We start from the raw sequence: 2,568 nt of genomic DNA on the forward strand, positions 1-2,568 counted from the left end.
GAGGTTGTGCACCTCCACACCCGGCAGCCGCTCATGCACCCGGGCGACCAGGGAGGAGGGCAGCGCCTCACCCGAGCAGACGATCCGCCGCAGCGACGGCACCGCCAGATCCGGCACTTCCATGACCGCGTCCAGCATCGACGGCACGAAGTGCGCCATCGAGACGCCGTGCGCGCGCATCAACCCGACCAGCGCGGGCGCGTCCAGGTGGACGCCCGGCGGCGCCACCACGAGCCCGGCGCCCTCCATCAGCGGCCAGAACAGCTCCCACACCGACACATCGAAGGTGAACGGCGTCTTGTGCACCACCCGATCACCGGCGGCCAGCGGGAAGGCCTCGCCCATCCACTCCAGCCGGTTGGCGATGGCCTCGTGCGAGACCAAAACCCCCTTCGGCCGCCCCGTCGAACCGGAGGTGTAGATCAGATACGCCGGAGCACTCGGCGGGATCTTCAGGTCGGGGAGCGGACCGTCCGCCGACTCGGCAGGCGCCACCGCCGCCGAGCCCGGGAACCGGCCGGGATCTCCCGTGATCACGACGCGGGCCCCGGCGTCGTCCACCATGAACGCCAGCCGCTCATCGGGATGATCCGGCTCCAACGGCAGATACACGCCACCGGCCGCCATCACCGCATGCACCGCGACGATCAGATCAGCGCCCCGCGGCAGGCACACCCCCACCACATCACCCAGCCGCACCCCCCGCTCACGCAACACCGCCGCCAGCCCGCGCACCCGCGCCCCGAACTCGCCGTACGTCAGCCACGAGCCGTCCCACACCGCAGGAGCCTCCGGCGAGGCGGCCACCCGCCGCGCCACCGCATCCGGCACCGCCGTGAACGCCCCCGCCGCACCCGTCGCGTTCCACCCCTCCACCGCCGCCACATCAGCGGTCAGGAGTTCCCCGGACTCGCGCGGGTCGGCGGCCGGATCCTCGGCGATCTTCGCGAAGACCCGGCGGTAGTGCTCGCCCGCCCGCACGACCTGATCGGCGGAGAACTGCGTGATGTCGTATTTGAGCTTCAGCTCCAGCCCGCCGGCCTGCGGCGACCAGGTGAAGTTCGCGGACAGGGGCAGGTTGGTCTGCTCGAAGAACTCGCTCTCCAGGACCTGGACGGCCCCGCCGGGACCGAGGTCCTCGTAGACGTGGAAGTCGCGGTAGTCGAACAGCACGTCGATCAGGGGGGAGCGGCGGCTGAGGCGCTGCATCTCGAACAGCGGGTACAGCCGGTGCGGCAGGAACGCCACCTCCGCGGCGAAGACCCGCTTGATCAGCTCCTCCCAGCTCGGCGCGTCGGTGCGCACCCGCACCGGCACGCTGTTGAGGAACAGCCCGAGGACCTGCTCGGCCGCCTCGTGCTCGGGCCTGCCGTGCGTCACGATGCCGGTGACCACGTCGCTGTCGCCCGTCAGGAGCGCCAGCACGCGCAGGTGCCCGGCGAGCAGCACGGTGCGCAGCGGCACCCTGGCCCGCCGCGCCGCCCGCTCCAGCCCCTCGACGAGCCGGTCGTCGAACGGCACGGCGTGCGCGACGGTGTCCTCGGCGTCTCCCACGCGGTAGCCGGGAAGCCTGGGCAGCGCGGTCACCGGCGCGTCGGCCAGCACGTCCCGCCAGAACCGCTCGGTCTCCGGCGAGGCCACCGCCGCCCTCTCCCGGGCGACGAAGTCGCGGAAGGTGGCGGACGGCGGCGCGGCCGGCGGCCGCCGTTCCCCGCGCAGCTCCGCGGCGTAGCGGTCCAGCAGCTCGGTCACCATGGAGGCGACGCTCCAGCCGTCGAGGATCGCGTGGTGGAAGCTCAGCGTGAGCGCGAACAGATCGGTGTCGAGGTGGTGGACGACGGCGCGGAAGAGCGGCGGGGCCTCCCAGTCGAAGGGCCGGTGCTTCTCCTGCTCGCGCCAGATGCCCAGGCGCTGCCTGGGGTCCTCGAACCCGGACAGGTCCAGCTCCTGGACGGGCGGCTCGACGTCCTGCCAGACCAGCTGGATGGGGTCGTCGAAGCCGGTCAGGTCGAACGAGGTGCGCAGGATCGAGTGCCGGGCCATGACCTCGCGCAGGGCCGCGCGGAAGGCGTCGCTCTGGTACGGCCCGCGCAGGATCAGCGTGAAGACGTCGTGGTAGGTCGCGGAGTCTTCCTGGTACGCGCTGTGGAAGAGCATGCCGGACTGCAACGCGGTCAGCGGGAAGGCGTCCTCGAGTTCCAGAGCCGTCAACGCCTGCCTCCTTGGAAACGCTGCTTCAGCCGGTCCAGGTCCGCGGCGCCGAGCATGCCGAACGCCTCGTCGCCGCCGCTCTTGTCCGCCGTCCCGGTGGCGGCGGTGACCACCCGGGCGAGCTCGCGCACCGTCTGGTGCACGAAGACGTCCTCGAGCGTGAGGGTGTATCCGCGCGCCCGGAGACGCGCGACGATCTTGAGTGATCTGATGGAGTCCCCTCCCAGCTCGAAATAGCTGTCGTGGGCGCCGGGCGCGGGGACGCCCAGCACCTCCGCCCAGACTTCGGCCAGCGTCCGCTCGATCTCCCCGCTGGGTTCCTCGTACGGCACGCCGGGCGGGGCCTGCGGTTCGGGG

2 protein-coding genes are annotated in these 2,568 nt (G+C 72.0%); both read right to left on the bottom strand.

Annotated features, from left to right (window positions below; all coding sequences use genetic code 11):
• The coding region (locus tag Plo01_RS39695; protein ID WP_203895974.1) for an AMP-binding protein at positions 1–2,211 on the bottom strand (2,211 nt) is incomplete at its 3' end.
• Positions 2,208–2,568: phosphopantetheine-binding protein (locus Plo01_RS39700; protein ID WP_203895975.1), on the bottom strand; the 361-nt coding region annotated here is incomplete at its 5' end. The genes Plo01_RS39695 and Plo01_RS39700, both read right to left, overlap by 4 nt.

The organism is Planobispora longispora (genome assembly GCF_016863135.1).
Lineage (GTDB): Bacteria > Actinomycetota > Actinomycetes > Streptosporangiales > Streptosporangiaceae > Planobispora > Planobispora longispora.